Origin of the sequence: Variovorax sp. V118, assembly GCF_041154445.1 — a bacterium.
Taxonomy (GTDB): domain Bacteria; phylum Pseudomonadota; class Gammaproteobacteria; order Burkholderiales; family Burkholderiaceae_C; genus Variovorax; species Variovorax boronicumulans.
Map to the genome: position 1 here is coordinate 2771718 of NZ_AP028663.1, position 17103 is coordinate 2788820.

At 67.6% G+C, this 17103-nt stretch carries 12 protein-coding genes and 3 tRNA genes; 9 read left to right on the forward strand and 6 right to left on the reverse strand.

Features of this window, described 5'->3' with window-relative positions:
* Nucleotides 1-9 precede the first annotated feature (9 nt).
* The 9 genes from proW (at nucleotide 10) to ACAM52_RS12905 (ending at nucleotide 12177) form a co-directional block, all read left to right on the forward strand.
* Nucleotides 10-1194, forward strand: a complete 1185-nt coding sequence (gene proW, locus ACAM52_RS12865; RefSeq protein WP_369647229.1) for a glycine betaine/L-proline ABC transporter permease ProW — start codon at nucleotides 10-12, stop codon at nucleotides 1192-1194.
* A gap of 22 nt (nucleotides 1195-1216) precedes the next feature.
* Nucleotides 1217-2227: a glycine betaine/L-proline ABC transporter substrate-binding protein ProX gene (proX, locus tag ACAM52_RS12870; protein ID WP_369647230.1), complete on the forward strand. Its 1011-nt coding sequence runs from the start codon at nucleotides 1217-1219 to the stop codon at nucleotides 2225-2227.
* Between the two features lie 148 nt (nucleotides 2228-2375).
* Nucleotides 2376-3494, forward strand: a complete 1119-nt coding sequence (locus tag ACAM52_RS12875; RefSeq protein ID WP_369632640.1) for a helix-turn-helix transcriptional regulator — start codon at nucleotides 2376-2378, stop codon at nucleotides 3492-3494.
* 226 nt (nucleotides 3495-3720) lie between these two features.
* The gene (locus tag ACAM52_RS12880) at nucleotides 3721-4299 is read left to right on the forward strand and encodes a hypothetical protein (protein ID WP_369632639.1); all 579 of its coding nucleotides are present in this window, start codon (nucleotides 3721-3723) and stop codon (nucleotides 4297-4299) included.
* Nucleotides 4300-4425: 126 nt separating this feature from the next.
* Complete coding sequence (locus ACAM52_RS12885) at nucleotides 4426-6573, forward strand: hypothetical protein (RefSeq protein ID WP_369647231.1); 2148 nt, start codon at nucleotides 4426-4428, stop codon at nucleotides 6571-6573.
* A gap of 151 nt (nucleotides 6574-6724) precedes the next feature.
* On the forward strand, nucleotides 6725-8278 hold the full coding sequence (locus ACAM52_RS12890; protein ID WP_369647232.1) for a fumarate hydratase: 1554 nt from the start codon (nucleotides 6725-6727) through the stop codon (nucleotides 8276-8278).
* A complete protein-coding gene (gene murI, locus ACAM52_RS12895) occupies nucleotides 8275-9087 on the forward strand; it encodes a glutamate racemase (RefSeq protein ID WP_369647233.1) in 813 nt (270 codons plus the stop codon). The genes ACAM52_RS12890 and murI overlap by 4 nt, the downstream gene beginning before the upstream one ends.
* 16 nt (nucleotides 9088-9103) lie before the next feature.
* Nucleotides 9104-9892, forward strand: coding sequence for a hypothetical protein (locus ACAM52_RS12900; protein ID WP_369647234.1), 789 nt, complete (start codon nucleotides 9104-9106; stop codon nucleotides 9890-9892).
* Nucleotides 9893-9981: 89 nt separating this feature from the next.
* The gene (locus tag ACAM52_RS12905) at nucleotides 9982-12177 is read left to right on the forward strand and encodes an Ig-like domain-containing protein (protein WP_369647235.1); all 2196 of its coding nucleotides are present in this window, start codon (nucleotides 9982-9984) and stop codon (nucleotides 12175-12177) included.
* Nucleotides 12178-12191: 14 nt separating this feature from the next.
* Here ACAM52_RS12905 and ACAM52_RS12910 read toward each other — a convergent pair whose 3' ends face one another.
* The 6 genes from ACAM52_RS12910 to lon all read right to left on the reverse strand — a co-directional run bounded on the left by ACAM52_RS12910 (nucleotide 12192) and on the right by lon (nucleotide 17093).
* Nucleotides 12192-13496, reverse strand: coding sequence for an MFS transporter (locus tag ACAM52_RS12910; RefSeq protein ID WP_369647236.1), 1305 nt, complete (start codon nucleotides 13494-13496; stop codon nucleotides 12192-12194).
* A 29-nt stretch (nucleotides 13497-13525) separates the two neighbouring features.
* Nucleotides 13526-14164: a DUF6806 family protein gene (locus tag ACAM52_RS12915; RefSeq protein ID WP_095745079.1), complete on the reverse strand. Its 639-nt coding sequence runs from the start codon at nucleotides 14162-14164 to the stop codon at nucleotides 13526-13528.
* A gap of 23 nt (nucleotides 14165-14187) precedes the next feature.
* Nucleotides 14188-14279 (reverse strand) — tRNA-Leu (locus ACAM52_RS12920).
* 98 nt (nucleotides 14280-14377) lie between these two features.
* A tRNA-Cys gene (locus ACAM52_RS12925) sits at nucleotides 14378-14451 on the reverse strand.
* 63 nt (nucleotides 14452-14514) lie between these two features.
* Nucleotides 14515-14590 (reverse strand) — tRNA-Gly (locus tag ACAM52_RS12930).
* Between the two features lie 61 nt (nucleotides 14591-14651).
* A complete protein-coding gene (gene lon / locus ACAM52_RS12935; RefSeq protein ID WP_139703709.1) occupies nucleotides 14652-17093 on the reverse strand; it encodes an endopeptidase La in 2442 nt (813 codons plus the stop codon).
* Between the last annotated feature and the right edge of the window lie 10 nt (nucleotides 17094-17103).

The following is a 17103-nucleotide window of genomic DNA, read 5'->3' on the forward strand; positions in this document are numbered from 1 at the left end:
CCTTGAACGATGAACGACACCACATTGCCTTCCGACCTGAACGCGCCCCTGCTGGACACCCCCGTCCTGGACACGCCCGCCGCGCCCCCTGCTGCCCTCGATCCGTGGGAAGCGATCTCGGCCGCGCCTGACACCTCGACCGCCAGTGCCTGGCTCGATGCGCCGGCGAACACCGCGCACGCCCTCGCGGGCCAAGCCGACACCGCCACCAACGGCTTCGCGCTGCACCGCCTGTGGGACGGCTCGCTGCCCGTCGAGGCCTGGATCAACCAGGGCCTGGGCTGGGTCGTCGAACACTTCCGCCCCTTCTTCCAGACCGTGCGCCTGCCCATCGACAGCACGCTCAACTCGGTGCAGGGCCTGCTCACCGCCCTGCCCGCGCTGCCGATGATCGCGCTCATCGGCCTGCTCGCCTGGCAGTTCGCCGGCCGCGCGCTGGCCATCGGCACCGTCGTGTCGCTGATGCTGGTGACCGTGCTGGGCATCTGGCCCGAAGCCATGGTCACGCTGTCGCTGGTGCTGACCTCGCTGGTGTTCTGCATGGTCATCGGCCTGCCGCTGGGCGTGCTGCTGGCCAGCAGCGACCGGGCCCAGCGCGTGATGCGCCCGGTGCTCGACGCCATGCAGACCACGCCGGCCTTCGTGTACCTCGTGCCGGTGGTGATGCTGTTCGGCATCGGCAACGTGCCGGGCGTGATCGTGACCATCGTCTTCGCGCTCGCCCCGCTGGTGCGCCTGACCAACCTCGGCCTGCGCCAGGTGCGCCCCGACCTCATTGAAGCCGCGCGCGCCTACGGCGCCTCGCCCTGGCAGATGCTCGTGAAGGTGAAGCTGCCGCTGGCCATGCCCTCGATCATGGCGGGCATCAACCAGGCGCTGATGCTGTCGCTGTCGATGGTGGTGATCGCCTCGATGATCGCCGTGGGCGGCCTGGGCCAGATGGTGCTGCGCGGCATCGGCCGGCTCGACATGGGCCTGGCCACCGTCGGCGGCCTGGGCATCGTGTTGCTGGCGATCACGCTGGACCGCCTGACGCAGGCCATGGGCAAGTCGCGCCGCAGCGCCGGCCACCGCTGGTGGCACACCGGCCCGGCCGGCTTCGCGCTGCGCACGCTGCAGCGCCTCGTGGGCACGCCCTCGCGCGGCGAGCACGCCGACGACGCCGTGCCCGCCCTTTCCGCGCAAGCGCACTGACCGTCACGGAGGACAACCACGCATGAAGACCACCCGCCTCTTCCTTGCCCGCGGCCTCCTGGCGCTGGGCCTTGTCGCCTTCGGTGCGACCGCACAGGCCGCCAACGACCTGCCCGGCCAGGGCATCACCGTTCAGCCGCTGAAAAGCTCGCTCGCCGAGGAAGCCTTCCAGACGCTGCTGGTGATGCGCGCGCTCGAGAAGCTCGGCTACAAGGTCGAGCCGATGAAAGACCTGGAGCCCGCCACCGAGCACCTGGCCATTGCCAACGGCGACGCCACCTTCATGGCCAACCACTGGAGCCTGCTGCACGCCGACTTCTACAAGAACAGCGGCGGCGACGCCAAGCTGTGGCGCCAGGGCACGTACTCCGACGGCGCGGTGCAGGGCTACCTGATCGACCGCAAGACCGCCGAGCAATACAACATCACGAACCTCGCGCAGCTGAAAGACCCGGCCATCGCCAAGCTGTTCGACGCCGACGGCGACGGCAAGGCCGACCTCACCGGCTGCAACCCCGGCTGGGGCTGCGAACTGGCCATCGAAGGCCACTTGGCCGCCTACCAACTGCGCGACAGCGTGACCCACAAGCAGGGGAGCTACGCCGCGCTCATGGCCGACACCATCGCGCGCTTCAAGCAGGACAAGCCGATCCTCTACTACACCTGGACGCCCTACTGGGTCAGCGCCGTGCTGCGCCCGGGCGCGGACGTGGTCTGGCTGCAGGTGCCCTTCTCGCCCGCGCAGGCCGGCGCGCAGGTCGACACCCGGCTGCCCAACGGCCGCAACTACGGCTTCCTGGCCAACGAGCAGCGCATCGTCGCCAACAGGGCCTTCATCGAGAAGAACCCCGCCGCCGGCCGCCTGTTCGAGGTGATGAAGCTGCCGATCAGCGACATCAACGCGCAGAACCTGCGCATGAGCGAAGGCGCGAACAGCATGCAGGACGTGACGCGCCACACCGACGGGTGGATTCGCGTGCACCAGGCGACGTTCGACGGCTGGATTGCGCAGGCGCGCGCCGCAGCAAACTAGCAGCGCAGTGCCCGCCGGACGGGCCACGGAACGCCGTGGCCCTCGCGCCTCGGCACCGAAAAAGAGGCGCGAAACGCGCCGTGCCCCCTACACTTTCGGCTTAAACCAAGCGGGAGGGGAACGGATGGCAGGCTCTGACATTGGCTTGATGAATGCCGTGATCGCGGCCTCGCGCGCCCCATCGAACGCATCGCGCTGGGCCGACACGCTCGAGGCGCTGTGCCTGCGGTTCAACGCCACGGCCGCGTGCATCCACACCCCGCGCAGCACGAGCGCCGACCGCTCGCTGTTCGTCGATCACGGGCTGCCCACCCACACGGTGCCCGACTACGTCCAGTACTGGTCGGCCAAAGATCCCTGGATGGCCGGCGCGGCAGACAAGGAAATCTGCGTGCGCACCGGCGAATGCGGCATCGGCCGCGAGCTGTGCGACTGGGACGCACTGGGCAAGCTCGACTACTTCCACGAATTCGCGGCGCCCACCGGCGTGAAGGGCCTGTTGGCCATGATCGTCGACGACGGCACGCAGCCCTTCGTTGCGCCGTTCACGGCGATCGGCCTGTACCGGCGCCCCGGGCTCGAGGAGTTCAGCTACCAGGACAAGCGCGTCTTCGAGTCGGTACACGCCCCGCTGCAACTGGCGCTGCACGCGCACTGGGCGCTCGGTCGCAGCACCCAGGCCGGCCAGACCTCGCTGGCGCTGCTCGACGTGGTGCCCAAGCCGCTGCTGGTGCTGTCCCACGCCGGTGAGGTGCTGTACGCGAACGCGGCCGGCGCGGCCCTGCTGTCGCGCAACGACTGGGCGGGCACGCAGCACGGCAAGCTGGTCCGGCTGGGCACGCTGGATGCCGATGCCGTGGCGGCATCGCTGCGCCTGGTGCGGCAAGGCCTGCTCCAGACGCATGCGCTCTGGCAGCGCGGGAACGACGACACCGGGGCCTCGGCCACGGCGCGGCTGGTTCCGCTCGAAGAAAGCAATGCGTGCCGCCTGGCCTGGCCGACCGCGGTCGCGTTGTTGATGATCGACGAGCCGCAGGAAGACCACCAGGCCCGCAGGCTGCAGCAGGTCGCGACGCAATACAGGCTCACGGAGGCGGAGATGCGGGTGATCGCCGAGTTGGTCGACGGCACCCGTCCGGCCGAGTTTGCGCAGCGCCACGGCATCTCCGTGCACACCGTGCGCACGCACCTGCGCAACATCTTCGACAAGACCGGGCTGCGCCGCCAGAGCGACCTGATCCGCCTGGCCGGCATGCCGCGACGCTGAACGCTCGCCCCTTTTTCTTCTACTTGATTTGAGCGATGCCGGAGCGCACGGCGCCGCGGACACTCGCCCGAGGAGCGCGGCGCCCACAGCGGGTGTGCGGATGCCGTGGTCATCCTGCATCCCATCCCTGGAGCCCTCGCCCATGAAGCCCTCATCGCATCGCGCATGCACGGTCCGCCCGGTTCGCGCCGGCGTCGCCGTCCTCTTTCTCCTGGCCCTGCATCGCATGGCCGCCGCGCAAACGGCGCCGGTGTGCGAGCACGATGCCGTCGTCACCGAGCGCTTCATTCCCGTGGAGATGCTGACCGGCAACCCGATGCCCGAGACCCGCGAACTGAAATTCACCGAGGTCGACCGACGCTATCCCTTCATTGACGTGCATCCCGACGGCAAGCTCGGTGCGGGAGACGTCACCCTGAAGGGCCCGACGAAGTACGTGGGCTACGCCGGCAAGGAGTTCGAGGTGTACGAACGCACGGTGCCCCGGTCGCACGAGCGCTTTGCGCTCACGCCCGACGGCACGGCCATCGGCCGCGTCTACGACCAGCGTTTCGGCCAGTCCTACAACGAAGGCAAGTTCCCGGTCGGCCTCTGGCAGCAAGGCCAGAAGCGCAGCTACGACACGCTGTACGGCCAGCGCAGCGCCGTGTCGTCGCTCGAGATCGAGAAGCTCTCGTGCACCTACGACGGCATTGCGGGCGCCTTGCAGTACCGCTGGAAAACGAACAACGGCCTCGACTACGCCTATGTCTACGCGCCGGGTCGCGGCATCGTGCAGGTCTTCACGTACAAGAACGGGCGCTGAACAACCGGCGCTGGATCTTTTGCATGGCGCGTACTTGATTTGAAGGATGTCGCTGCCCCTGTCCATCGAAATACTTCGCACGGCCAAGCACCTAGAGGGGGTGCTTCAACAACCGAGGAGAAGAAGATGGCGAGTGCGTTCCTGCGTTCAAAAGTGTGTGCGGCCTGCGTGGCCCTGATGGCCGTGGCCGCGTGTGGCGGAGGCAGCGGCGGTGGGGGTGGCGGGTCGTTCTTTCCCATCGGTGGCACGCCGGCCCCCGCCGAGCCGGCCGGCCCTGCCGACCCCACCCCGCAGGAGCCCGCGGACGCCGGGTTCGCGGTCAAGGTCATGGACGGCGCCCTGCGCAACGCCGTGGTGTTCCTCGACAAGAACAATAACGGCCTGCTCGACACCGACGAACCCAGCGCGCGCACAGACGCCGAAGGCAACGCCACGCTGCAGATCGCGCCCGCCGACCGCGGCACGGCGCCGGTGGTGGCGCTGGTCGGCACCGACGCGGTGGACGCCCAATCGGGCGCTGTCACGACGGCCTATGTGCTGAAGGCCCCGGCGGACAAGGCGCAGCTGGTCACGCCGTTCACGACCCTGATCAACCAGCTCGTCGAGAACACGGGGGCCACCTCCGAACAGGCCGAAGCCAATCTGCGGGAGCAGCTGGGCCTGGCCAACGATCTCTTTGCAGACTACAGCACGGACCACCCGAACGCCTCGATGGCGACGACGCTGGTCCGGATTGCGCAGAAGCTGAGCGTGCAACTGGCCGGCCAGGTCGGCATGCCCGACGGGCTCGGCGGCAACATCAGCGCGGGGGACATCGCCAAGGAAACGCAGAACATGCTGCTGGACCGGCTGCTCGGGCTGCGTTTCGGTTTCAGCACGTCGTTCGCCAAGACCTCCTGCGCGGGCGGCCCTGCGGTCGATACGTGCCAGGGCTATATCGACTCGCTCTCCACCTACTACGTGACCGACGCACGGGAGAGCCAGCTCAACAAGCCCCTGGCCCTCTTTGCCGCGGTAACGGCCAGCAAGAGCATCGCCGCAGCGCCCGCCGTGACGGAGCCCGACGCGCCCGCGCCGGCGGGCATTCTCGACTTCCTGACTCTGACGAACACCACCAACTGGTCGCGGCGCCTCCTGCTCTCCACGACGGAAGAAGTCACGCCCGTCAACGGGATCGTGCGCTTTCGCGACTTTCGCAACAGCAGCACCAACGGCACGCTGGCCACCTGGTCCTACGGCGGCTCTCCCGCACGGCAGAACGACCTTCACTGGAGCGGCAGCGCATGGGTGGCCTGCCCGGTGGGCTTCCAGAGCACCAGCACCGTGCGCGACGCCAGATCGGTGAGCACGAGCGACTACTGCGCAGGCGCGAACACGGGCGTCAGCAAGCGCACGTCCGTCGACATCAGCGGCCAGCCGATGTCGGTGGTGGTCGCAGGGATCAAGACCTATCCCTACACGAGCAGCGGCCCCTACGGCCAGTCGTATGCGAACTGGGGCCCCGACCTTCCGCTGACCGAGATCATCACGACACTGAGCCCCTTCACGTTCCCCCCCGGCTCGACGCTCTACTACCAGGGCGCCCTGGACCTGTCGAACGCGCCGGGCTACGACGCGATCGAAGCCAACAAGCTCAACGTCGCGGCGGCGGACGTCGCCGCGGGCGGCGATTCGCGGCTCGATCCCACCATTGCCTGCCTGGTGTCCACAGCCCCGGGCACCCCGGCCTCGACGCTGGACGAGGTGATTGCGCGCAGCCCCGGCCGCGCCTGCTTCCACGCGCCCGGCCCGCTCGCCGGCACCGCGTTCCCGAGCGGCGACCGCAACGAGGGCTGGGGCGGCACCACGACGAACCTGGGCACGCTCGGCAACGCGCCGCTGGGCACCACGGCCACGGCGACCGGCTACTACACGACCAACACGCTGGTGCGCGTGAGCTTCGCGGGCGGCGCCAGTAAGGTCGTGACCTTCTACGAATGCAAGCAGCGCGCCGTCAACGGCTCGGCCCGCAACTGCGATGTGGTCGGCACCGGCAGCTACACCATCACCCAGATGGGCGACGCGCGCGTGATGCGCTTCGGCTCGGTCCCGGGCCAGCACACGTTCCTCGGCTCGGACCGCGTGCTGATCGAGCGCGACGGCGCCGTGTTCGTGGGCAGCCAGGGGAAGGCCGTGGCGAAGAAGCAGATCCGCATGAACCTCAAGGCGGCCAACGCCATGTTCGAGGCGTTCACCACGCTGGGCTACGTCGGCCTGTCGCAGATCACCCCCTGACAAGACCACCAGGGTGCAGTCGAAAAAGGGGCTCCGGCCCCTTTTTTCATGGGGCTGGCCGCATCCCGAGGGGCATTGCGCCGGGGAAAGTAGCCGGTATTGGTGGCTGAGATAATCGAGGGCGTTCCCCCTCCCAAGAAGACTCCCCACCATGACGACCACGATCCAGCAGGCCGACCTGATCGAATCGATCAGCGCCGCGCTCCAGTACATCAGCTACTACCACCCCGCGGACTACATTGCCCACTTGGCCAAGGCCTACGAGCGCGAGCAGAGTCCCGCCGCCAAGGACGCCATTGCGCAGATCCTGACCAACAGCAAGATGAGCGCCACGGGCCACCGCCCGATCTGCCAGGACACCGGCATCGTCAACGTGTTCCTCAAGGTGGGCATGGACGTGCGCTGGGGCGGCTTCACCGGTTCGCTGGACGACGCCATCAACGAAGGCGTGCGCCGCGGCTACAACCACCCCGACAACACGCTGCGCGCCTCGGTCGTGGGCGACCCGCAGTTCGATCGCAAGAACACCAAGGACAACACGCCCGCGGTGATCTTCACCGAGATCGTGCCGGGCAACTCCGTCGAAGTGACGGTGGCCGCCAAGGGCGGCGGCAGCGAGAACAAGAGCAAGCTGGTCATGCTGAACCCCGGCGACAGCGTGGTCGACTGGGTGCTCAAGACCGTGCCGACCATGGGCGCCGGCTGGTGCCCGCCCGGCATGCTGGGCATCGGCATCGGCGGCACGGCCGAGAAGGCCGCATTGATGGCCAAGGAAAGCCTGATGGACGACCTGGACATGCACGAGCTGCAGGCCAAGGCCGCCTCGGGCGCCGAGCTCAGCAAGGTCGAGGCGCTGCGCCTCGAACTGTTCGAGAAGGTCAATGCCCTGGGCATCGGCGCGCAGGGCCTGGGCGGCCTGGCCACCGTGCTCGACGTCAAGATCCAGATGTACCCCACGCACGCGGCCAGCAAGCCCGTGGCGATGATCCCCAACTGCGCCGCCACGCGCCACGCGCACTTCGTGATGGACGGCAGCGGCCCGGTCTACCTCGATCCGCCGTCGCTCGACCTGTGGCCCGACGTGAACTGGGCACCCGACGAAAAGAAGAGCAAGCGCGTCAACCTCGACCAGCTCACGCCCGCTGAAGTGGCGAGCTGGAAGCCCGGCGACACGCTGCTGCTGAACGGCAAGATGCTCACCGGCCGCGACGCCGCGCACAAGCGCATCCAAGGCATGCTGGCCAAGGGCGAGAAGCTGCCGGTCGACTTCAAGAACCGCGTCATCTACTACGTCGGCCCGGTCGATCCGGTCGGCAACGAAGCCGTGGGCCCCGCCGGCCCGACCACCGCCACGCGCATGGACGGCTTCACCGAGATGATGCTGGCCGAAACGGGCCTGATCGCCATGATCGGCAAGGCCGAGCGCGGCCCGGTCGCCATCGAGGCGATCAAGAAGCACAAGAGCGCCTACCTCATGGCCGTGGGCGGCGCCGCCTACCTCGTGAGCAAAGCCATCAAGACCGCCAAGGTGGTGGGCTTCGAAGACCTGGGCATGGAAGCCATCTACGAGTTCGACGTGGTCGACATGCCCGTGACGGTGGCGGTCGATGCCGGCGGCACCAGCGCGCACATCACCGGTCCGGCCGAGTGGCAAAAGCGCATCGCCAGCGGCGAGTTCAAGACCATTCCGCTGGAAGTCGCTTGAACCCGGTCGGCGTGTTCGACAGCGGCGTCGGGGGGCTGAGCACGCTCGCCGCGCTGCAGGCCGAGCTGCCGACGGAACGCTTCGTCTACTTCGCCGACACCGCGAATGCGCCGTATGGCGAACGCGGCGACGCCTACGTCATCGCGCACTCGCGCCAGGTGGTCGAACACCTGCTGCGCGCGCACGACATCAAGGCGCTGGTGGTGGCCTGCAACACGGCCACCACGGCGGCGATCCACGTGCTGCGCGCCGAATTCCCTGCGCTGCCCATCGTCGGCCTGGAGCCGGCGCTCAAGCCCGCCGTGGCGACGAGCCGCACAGGCCACATCGCGGTGCTGGCCACGCGCGGCACGCTGGCCAGCGCCAGGTACGCGGCCCTGCGCGATTCCTTTGCAGGCGCGACGACCGTGCGGCCCGTGCCGTGCGACGGCCTCGTGAAGGCCATCGAAGGCTTCGACAGCGCCACCATCGCCGCGCTGTGCGCTCGCTACATGGCGGGGGCCGGGCCCTTCGGCGACGGGCCAGGCGAAGTCGACACCGTGGTGCTCGGCTGCACGCACTACCCGCTCGTGAAAGACGAACTGCAGCGCCACGCACCGTCGACGCTGCGCTTCATCGACACCGGTGCGCCGGTCGCGCAGCAGACGCGGCGCGTGCTGACGTCGCTCGGTCGACTGGCCGACGATGGCAGCGAAGGCGGGCTGGTGCTTGAGAGCAGCGGCGTCCTGGCGGTGCTCGAAGCCGCCGCGGCGCGCTGGCTTCCCGCACGCGCGCAAAACGCTTCGGTGCCTGCAGCAAGCACCGCCTGACATCACTTCACCGGCAATGCGCGCCCTCCTCTTCCTGCGTCATGCACTCGTTCTGCTGGGCCTAGCCTCGGCCGCCGGCCTAGGCCACGCCGCCTGCGAAAGCGGGTTGGCCGAACGCATGCACGCCAAGCTCTATCCGAAGCAGCCGCTCGACGAGCGGCTGGCCGCCTGCAAGGTCTGGCCGGCGTTTCCCGGCCGCAGCATCGTGGTGCTGCCCATGCCGCGCGAAACCACGGACAAGGGCGCCAAGGTCTTCGACCTCGCGCTGCTGCTGATCCAGCGGCCCGACAACGGCAACACCGACCGCGACACGGTGATCGGGCGGATCTTCCTGCCCGAGGCGCTCGACGAAGACGCCACCACCTCGATCCAGGAAATCCGCGTCGACACCTCGCGCTACGTGCTGTCGCCCGACACGCGCGCCTTCGGCCTGCGCGTGCGCTACCGCGGCAACAGCCCGACCTCGGGCCCGCAGGCCAGCGAAACCGTGCGCCTGTACGTGCAGCGCGGCAACAAGCTGCAGCAGGTGCTGCAGGAGATCGAGCTCGATCACGACAACGGCGGCTGGGACGCCACCTGCACCGGCCACTTCGAGAAGCTGCGCACCATGCTGTCGGTCGCGCGCACCACGAGCAACGGCTTGGCCGACCTGCAACTGTCGCGTACGCTGGTGCAAAGCCGCGCGCAGGAACAGGAAGACCAGGGTTGCGTCGAGAAAGCGCTGCCCGCCAAGTTCAGCACCGTGACGCTGCGCTATGACGGCGAGCGCTACAAGGTGCCCAAGTCGCTGCAGCAGACGCCCTGAGGCGCACTTGAAACCCGGCGGGTCATTCACGGACCCGTCATACGAAAGTAACAGCATGCGCGGTTTGTTCCAAAGAACGGCCACGCACCATGAGTTCGCTTTCCCACTCAACCCGCATCCCCTTCCGCCCCATGCTGCTCGCCGGCACCCTCTCGATCCTGCTGGCTGCCTGCGGCGGCGGTGACGGCGGCGGCTTCAGCGGGTTCTTCCCGCCGGTCGCCAACCCGCCGCCGACCACGCCGCCCGCCGTGGTGCAGCCCGAGCCCGACCAGCTCGTGTCGAAGGCGCAGTTCACGCCCAACGCAGGCACCACCGAAGGCTCGTCCGACGCATCGACCGCCCTCGCCTTGCCCGGCGATTTCATGCTGGTGGCGGACGACGAAGCGAACGTGCTGCGCGTGTACCCGCGCGCCGGCGGCGCGGCGGTGAAGGAATGGAGCTACAAGCTCGAAGGCCCCAAGCTCGCCAAGGAGCTCGACCTCGAAGCCGGCACGCGCATCGGCGACACGCTGTACTTCACCGGCTCCAACAGCAACAAGAAAGACGGCGGCGATGCGGCGGCCGACCGCTCGCACCTCTTCGCGGTGAAAGTCGGCGGCACCGGCGCAGCCACCACCTTCGACTACGTGGGCCAGTTCTCGCTGCTCGAAGCGCAGCTCATCGCCTGGGACACGGGCAACGCCCACGGGCTCGGCGCCAACCACTTCGGCTTTGCCGTGTCGGCCGCTGCCGGCGTCGTGCCGGAGCGCGTCGATGGCTTCTCGATCGAAGGCATGACCAGCGCGCCGGGCGACACCGCCCTGTGGCTGGGCTTCCGTGCGCCGCAGACCGGCGCCTCGGTGCGCGCCAGGGCGCTGATCGTGCCGCTGCAGAACCACGCCGCGCTGATAGCCGGCACCGCCACCCAGGCCGTCTTCGGCACGCCCATCGAATTGGAGCTGGGTGGCCGCGGCATCCGCTCGATCGACAAGGGCAGCGACGGCAACTACCTGATCGTTGCCGGGCCCGCGGGCGCGGCCGTGCCGGAGGTGGACCACAACTTCGCCCTGTTCGCCTGGGACGGCAACCCGAACAGCGCGCCCGTCGAACTCTCAAACGACCTCGACGCGCTGCGCAAGGCCACGGGCGGCAGCTTCGAATCGGTCGTCGAGGTACCGGGTCCGGTGAAAGCCGGCACGCAGGTGCAGCTGCTGCTGGACAACGGCGACACCAAGTGGGACGGCAAGACGGCCTCGAAGGACCTGCCCGCCGCTGAGCAGAAGTTCGACGGCTTCGTCGTGCGCCTGGGCGCGCCGTGGGTCGACACGGCCGCGCCGAAGCTGCAGAAGGCGTCGCCGCCGGCCGGCCGCGTGGGCGTCAACCTCGACACCTCGATCATCCTGTCGTTCAACGAGGCGGTGCGTCTCGGGTCCGGGCGCATCGTGCTGCATGCGGCCGACGGAGCGGTGGTCGAGACCTTCCACGCCAACAGCCCCGCCGCGCGCGTGCAGGTGGCGTTCAACGTGCTGACGCTGGTGCCCACGGCCAAGCTCGCGATGAACGCCGGCTACTACGTCACGGTCGATGCCGGCGCCATCACCGACGCCGCCGGCAACGCCTTCGCGGGCATCCACGACACGGCGACGCTGGGCTTCACGACGGCCGGCACGCCCACGCCGCTGGCTGCCGGCGACCTGCTCTTCATGGCCGCCAACGCCGAGGCGCCCGACGCCTATGCCTTCGTGCTGCTGAAGGCGGTGAACGGTGGGACACAGGTGCTGTTCACAGATCGCGACCGCGGCGACGGCACGGCCGAATTCACCGGCAACACCAAGGAAACGGCCTACTTCTGGACCGCGAACCAGAACCTGCCAGCCGGCACCATCGTGACCATTCAGACGGATGTCGTGGGCAGTCCGATCGCGGACAAGGGCTTCACGCTCGGCTCGCCGGGCGGCATCGGCAAATCGGAAACCATCTACGCCATCGCGGGCGGCACCATCAAGGGATTGGGCGAAGGCAAGGCTGGAGAGATCACCTCGGTCGGCAACTACCTCGCGAGCATCACGCTCGGCGGCAAGGCAGGCAGCATTCCCGATGCACTCACGACAGCCGGCACGGCGTTCAGCTTCACGGTCGATCCGCTCAACCAGACCAACTCGATCTACATCGGCTCGCTCGACCGCTCGGACCTGGCGGCCTTCGCGGCGCGTGTGAAGAACCCGGCGAACTGGGTCCAGCGCTATGCGCCGGAAGCGGGCTACCCGCTCACGCGCGACAGCCTGTTCGGCGACAAGCTGCCCTGAGCGTCGTTGAGTAACTAGCGCGCCTGCAGTGCGGCCTTGCGGCCGCGCTGCATGTCGATCGGCAGCAGCAGCAACAGCCCGCCGATGAACAGCACGGCCGTCGAGAGGATCGCGATGCGCTGGTTGCCGCCGGTGGCCCAGGTGATGGCGCCGAAGCTCAGCGGGCCGATGACGCTGGCCAGGCGCGTGGCGAAGGTCCAGAGGCCGAAGAATTCGGCCAGCTGCTGCGGCGGCGCGAGGTAGCCCGTCATCGCGCGCCCGGCCGACTGGCTCGAGCCCATCGCCAGCCCCGCGATGGCGGCGGCCCACCAGAAGCCGCCTTTGGTCGTGACCCACGCGGCAATCACGCACACCGCGATCCACGCGAGCAGCGTCGCGGCCAGCGACACCTTGTGGCCGATGCGGTCCTGCACGTAGCCGAAGGCGAAGGCGCCGAGCGCGGCCGCGACGTTGAGCACGAAGATCAGCACCATCGTCTCGCTCGCGACGAAACCGATCACCTGCTCGGCGTAGATCGCCGCCAGCGTGATCGCGACCGCCACGCCGCCCTGGTAGCAGACGGTGCAGACCAGCAGCCACATGAAGTCGCGGTAGGCGCGGGCCTGCTGGAAGGTGGCGCGCAATTGCCGCCAGGCGCTGTCTTGGCCGCGGCGGGCCTGCGGCACGGCGCGTTCGGGCAGCAGCGCGAAGGTGACACAGGCGGCCACGCCGTAGATCGCCGCCGTGATCAGCATCGTGACTGGCACGAAGTGCGCCGCCGGCAACCCGCGCGCCTGCGACCACAGCACGTACGCCAGGCACAACCCCAGCGCCAGCATGCCGCCGACATAGCCGAAGGCCCAGCCCCAGCCGCTCACCTTGCCCATGCCCTCGGCCGTTGCCAGCTCGGGCAGGAAGGCGCCGGTCAGCGACTCGCCGTAGGAATAGAAAGCATTGGAGACGATCACCAGCGCCATCGCGAGCGCGACGCCCATCGCGCCGCCCGCAAAGCCCGGCGTGAGCGCGAGCGCCGCCGTGGCGAGCACGCAACCGGTGGTCGTCATGACCAGCACGCGCTTCTTGGCGGCGCGCAGGTCGGCCCAGGCGCCGATCGCGGGCATCGTGAACATCACGATGGCGTACGAGGTGCTGAGGGCTGCGGTCCACGCGAAGGTGGCCCATGGCGCCCCCTTGGCGATGCCGCCCACGAAGTAGGCGGCGAACACCGCCGTGATCACGACCGTGGTGTAGCCCGAGTTCGCGAAGTCGTACATCGCCCAGCCGAACACCTCGCGCTTGCGCACGCCGGGGCGCAACGCGGAGGCTGGGAACAGGGCCATGCGGCCTTGGGACCGGGCGGAGTGAAGGGTTAGTGCAGGTGGCGCGGACGACGGCCACCGCCGTGCCCACCACCGCTGCCGCCGCCGGCCCCACCGGCGCCGCGCGGACGCTTACCGATCTCGAGCGAGTTCACGAGGGCGTCGAAGCGGTCGCTGAAGAGGCGATCGATCTCGGCGACCACGCCGCCCAGCTCGGCGCCGTCGAAGTGGCGTTCCATGAGGTTGACCACGTCTTCGACCAGCAGGTCGCGCTGCACCTGCATGATCGCGGCCGGGTTGGGACCCACGAACAGCATCAGGAAGTCGTCGCGCGATTCTTCGTCGGGGTCGCCCTCTTCCTCGTCGAAATCGGTGTCGTAGAAGGTGACCTCGATCGCGGCGCCGCGTTCGGAGAGTTCGTTCAGGCCCATGCACATCTCGTCGAGCGCCTGGCGGAAGTCTTCGTCGCCCGGCACGGTCCAGCAGATCTGCAGCGTGTGGTCCTTCTGCTCGAAGCGGATGCCGGGTTCTTCTTCGTAGGTGCTGGTGGCACCGTCGGCCAGCGATTTGGCGCCTGCGTATTTCCAGAGCGGCCGCAGCGCCTCCTGGATCTGCTCGAAGCTCACGTCCGAGCGCAGCGGCACATCGCCATGCACATGGATCTCAAATGGAGCGTTGTAGCGAGGCATCAAATACTCCCTTGTAAATATGGTGGTACCCGGAACGGGGGTCGAACCCGTATGCCCCGATTAAGGAAGCGGCGGATTTTAAGTCCGATGTGTCTACCAATTTCACCATCCGGGCCTCGGGTTGAACATCGACGATAACCCAAATGAAACAAGCCCCGGCAACGTCGGTTGGCGGGGCTTGTGTATCGGAGCCGATCGGTCTTGACGAGAGGGTGGAGGCGCGACCCGGAGTCGAACCGGGCTAGACGGATTTGCAATCCGTTGCATAACCGCTTTGCTATCGCGCCACGCTGAATAACGAAATCGAACTGCGAAAAAAAGGGAAGCTGCTTGCTTCCCTTTTTCAAAACTGGAGCGGGAAAAGAGTCTCGAACTCTCGACCTCAACCTTGGCAAGGTTGCGCTCTACCAACTGAGCTATTCCCGCGTTTCGAGCCTCAAATTATATACCAGTTTTTTGAGGCTTCACAAGTTCTGCAATCAATCGATCAATGTTTGACCGAGCCTTCGACGGCCGGCGCCCCAGCGCGCTGCTTGGCCAGTTCGGCCACTGCAGCAGCCGAAGCGGCCACCTCTTCGTCGGACAGCGGTTCGGGCATCTTCTCGAGCGCGATCTCGAGCACCTTGTCGATCCACTTCACCGGCACGATCTCGAGGCCGTTCTTCACGTTCTCGGGAATGTCCTGCAGGTCCTTGGCGTTCTCTTCGGGGATCAGCACGGTCTTGATACCACCGCGCAATGCGGCCAGCAGCTTTTCCTTCAGGCCGCCGATGGCGGTGACTTCGCCGCGCAGCGTGATCTCGCCAGTCATCGCGACGTCGGCACGCACCGGGATGCCTGTGAGCGCCGACACGAAGGCCGTCGTCATCGCTGCACCCGCGCTCGGGCCGTCCTTGGGCGTGGCGCCGTCGGGCACGTGGATGTGGATGTCGCGCTTCTCGAACACCTCGTCCTTGATGCCCAGGCGGCGCGAGCGGCTGCGCACCACGGTGCGCGCGGCCTCGACCGATTCCTTCATCACGTCGCCCAGCGAACCGGTGCGGCTGATCACGCCCTTGCCGGGCATGGTCACGGCTTCGATCGTCAGCAGGTCGCCGCCGACTTCGGTCCACGCAAGGCCGACCACCTGACCGACCTGGTTCTGCTTCTCGGCCAGGCCGAAGCTGTACTTGCGCACGCCGAGGAACTCGTTGAGGTTCTCGCCGTCGACCGTGACCTTGGGCGTCAGTTGCTTGAGCAGCAGGCCCTTCACCACCTTGCGGCAGATCTTGGACAGTTCTCGCTCCAGCGAACGCACGCCGGCTTCCCGCGTGTAGTAGCGCACGATGTCGCGCACGGCGGCTTCGGTGACGGCCAGTTCGTCGTCCTTCACGCCGTTGTTCTTCATCTGCTTGGGCAGCAGGTACTTGATCGCGATGTTGGTCTTCTCGTCCTCGGTGTAGCCCGAGAGGCGAATGACTTCCATGCGGTCCAGCAGCGCCGGCGGGATGTTCATCGAGTTCGAGGTGGCGACGAACATGACGTCGCTCAGGTCGAAGTCGACTTCCACGTAGTGGTCGCCGAAGGTGTGGTTCTGCTCGGGGTCGAGCACCTCGAGCAGCGCGCTCGACGGGTCACCGCGGAAGTCCGTGCCCAGCTTGTCGATCTCGTCCAGCAGGAACAGCGGGTTGCGCGTGCCGATCTTGCTCAGCCCCTGCAGCACCTTGCCCGGCAGCGCGCCGATGTAGGTGCGGCGGTGGCCGCGGATCTCGGCTTCGTCACGCATGCCGCCCAGCGCCATGCGGGTGTACTTGCGGCCGGTCGCCTTCGCGATCGACTGCCCCAGCGAGGTCTTGCCGACACCCGGTGGGCCCACGAGGCACAGGATGGGTGCCTTCACCTTGTCGACGCGTTGCTGCACCGCGAGGTATTCGAGGATGCGGTCCTTGACCTTCTCGAGGCCGTAATGGTCGGCGTTGAGCACGGCCTCGGCATTGGCCAGGTCGTGCTTGATCTTGGTCTTCTTGCTCCAGGGCAGGCTGATGAGCACGTCGATGTAGTTGCGCACCACCGTGGCTTCGGCCGACATGGGCGACATGAGCTTGAGCTTCTTGAGCTCGCCCTCGGCCTTCTTCAGGCCTTCCTTGGACATCTTGGCGAGCTTGATCTTCTTCTCGATCTCCTCGATGTCCGCGCCCTCTTCGCCTTCGCCGAGCTCCTTCTGGATGGCCTTGACCTGCTCGTTGAGGTAGAAGTCGCGCTGGTTCTTCTCCATCTGGCGCTTCACGCGGCCACGGATCTTCTTGTCGACATTCAGGATGTCGACTTCGCGTTCGAGCTGGCCGAACAGGTTTTCCAGGCGCGCCTTGACGTCGTCCAGGTCGAGCACGGCCTGCTTGTTGTCCAGCTTGAGCGGCAGGTGGGCGGCGATGGTGTCGGCCAGACGGCCGGCGTCGTCGATGCTCGAGATCGAAGTGAGGATCTCGGGCGGGATCTTCTTGTTCAGTTTGACGTACTGGTCGAACTGCTGCATCACCGCACGGCGCAGCGCCTCGACCTCGGTGCCCTTCTCGCCGCCTTCGGGCGCCTCGACGGGCGTCACGTTGGCCGAAAAATGGGTTTCACCGTCATCGATGCGGTTCACGCGCGCGCGCTGCTGGCCTTCGACCAGCACCTTCACAGTGCCGTCGGGCAGCTTGAGCATCTGCAGGATGGTCGAGACGCAGCCGACCTCGAACATGTCCTCGACCGAGGGCTCGTCCTTGGCGGCGGCCTTCTGGGCCACCAGCATGATGCGGCGCTCGGCCTCCATCGCCAGCTCGAGCGCCTTGATGCTCTTCGGGCGACCCACGAAGAGCGGGATCACCATGTGGGGAAACACCACGACGTCCCGCAGCGGCAGCAGCGGCAGGTCGAGGGCTTCGGGGGGCAATGGGGTATGACCAGACATGAGCGTCCTT

Excerpts from the sequence above, each read along its gene's own strand:
- ACAM52_RS12875 (WP_369632640.1), top strand. The coding sequence starts at position 2,376 with ATGAATGCCGTGATCGCGGCCTCGCGCGCCCCATCGAACGCATCGCGC.
- ACAM52_RS12900 (WP_369647234.1), top strand. The coding sequence starts at position 9,104 with ATGCGCGCCCTCCTCTTCCTGCGTCATGCACTCGTTCTGCTGGGCCTA.
- proW (WP_369647229.1), top strand. The coding sequence starts at position 10 with ATGAACGACACCACATTGCCTTCCGACCTGAACGCGCCCCTGCTGGAC.
- ACAM52_RS12915 (WP_095745079.1), bottom strand. The coding sequence starts at position 14,164 with ATGCCTCGCTACAACGCTCCATTTGAGATCCATGTGCATGGCGATGTG.
- proX (WP_369647230.1), top strand. The coding sequence starts at position 1,217 with ATGAAGACCACCCGCCTCTTCCTTGCCCGCGGCCTCCTGGCGCTGGGC.
- ACAM52_RS12910 (WP_369647236.1), bottom strand. The coding sequence starts at position 13,496 with ATGGCCCTGTTCCCAGCCTCCGCGTTGCGCCCCGGCGTGCGCAAGCGC.
- ACAM52_RS12905 (WP_369647235.1), top strand. The coding sequence starts at position 9,982 with ATGAGTTCGCTTTCCCACTCAACCCGCATCCCCTTCCGCCCCATGCTG.
- ACAM52_RS12890 (WP_369647232.1), top strand. The coding sequence starts at position 6,725 with ATGACGACCACGATCCAGCAGGCCGACCTGATCGAATCGATCAGCGCC.
- ACAM52_RS12880 (WP_369632639.1), top strand. The coding sequence starts at position 3,721 with ATGGCCGCCGCGCAAACGGCGCCGGTGTGCGAGCACGATGCCGTCGTC.
- ACAM52_RS12885 (WP_369647231.1), top strand. The coding sequence starts at position 4,426 with ATGGCGAGTGCGTTCCTGCGTTCAAAAGTGTGTGCGGCCTGCGTGGCC.
- lon (WP_139703709.1), bottom strand. The coding sequence starts at position 17,093 with ATGTCTGGTCATACCCCATTGCCCCCCGAAGCCCTCGACCTGCCGCTG.